Origin of the sequence: Mesorhizobium sp. M0514 (assembly GCF_040321145.1) — a bacterium.
Classification (GTDB): domain Bacteria; phylum Pseudomonadota; class Alphaproteobacteria; order Rhizobiales; family Rhizobiaceae; genus Mesorhizobium.
On record NZ_JAMYQZ010000205.1, the window covers coordinates 1 to 1003 of the forward strand.

The following is a 1003-nucleotide window of genomic DNA, read 5'->3' on the forward strand; positions in this document are numbered from 1 at the left end:
GATTGGATGTCATGTCGCCCTTCGCCAATCTGCAGCGTTGCAGACAGGGCGCTATGGTCAGAGCTGCTGATCTCCCCCCTTGAGGGGGAGATGGCCGGCAGGCCAGAGGGGGTGCTGTCCCGCCGACGCTGCCAAGGCGATCGCCCCTTTCCTGATATCTACAAGCGAGCTATCAGACCGCTACCAGCGCCTGCGTCAGGTCGGCGATAAGATCGTCCGGATGCTCGACGCCGATCGACAGCCTGACCGTGGTCTCCAGCACGCCGATGCGCTGGCGCACGTCGAAGGGGATGCCGGAGTGCGTCATCGCCGCCGGGTGGCTGGCGAGCGATTCCGTGCCGCCAAGGCTCACCGCCAGCTTGAATATTTGCAGCCCGTTGAGAAAGGCGAAGGCCGCCTTCTCTCCGCCTTTGATATCGAAAGAAAATGTCGACCCGGCGCCGCTGCATTGCGCCTTGTAGGCGCGTCCCGCTGCCGTGTCCTCGCCCAGGAACGGCAGGTAATGCACCTTTTCCACCTTGGCATGATCGCGCAGGAATTCGGCCACGAGCCGCGCATTGTCGTTGGCGCGCTCCATGCGGATCGACAGCGTCTCCAGCGAGCGGCCGAGCATCCAGCAGGAATGCGGGTCGAGTTGCGTGCCGATGGCGCCGCGCAGCGCCTTGATCGGCTTGGTCACCGCCTTGCTGCCCATGGCTGCACCGGCGATCAGGTCGGAATGGCCGCCGACATATTTGGTCAGCGAATAGACGGAGACATCGGCGCCATGTTCGATCGGCCGCTGGAACACCGGGCCGAGCAGCGTGTTGTCGCAGACGATGATCGGCGTTGATCCTTGGCTTGCGCCGATCTCGTCGGCAATCTTCCGGATCAGTGCGATGTCGACCAGGCTGTTGGTCGGATTTGACGGCGTCTCGATGAGAATGACCGAGACACGCCCCTTCGCCACCGCAGCATCCGCAGCGGCCCGCACCGCCTTGTCGTCGACGCCGTCGGCGAAGCC

Annotated in this window: 1 protein-coding gene; it reads right to left on the reverse strand. The window is 64.1% G+C overall.

Annotated elements, in window-relative coordinates; all coding sequences use genetic code 11:
* Positions 1 to 172: 172 nt before the first annotated feature.
* On the reverse strand, positions 173 to 1003 hold an 831-nt coding region (locus NKI61_RS32805; RefSeq protein ID WP_352842421.1), incomplete at its 5' end, for a PLP-dependent transferase.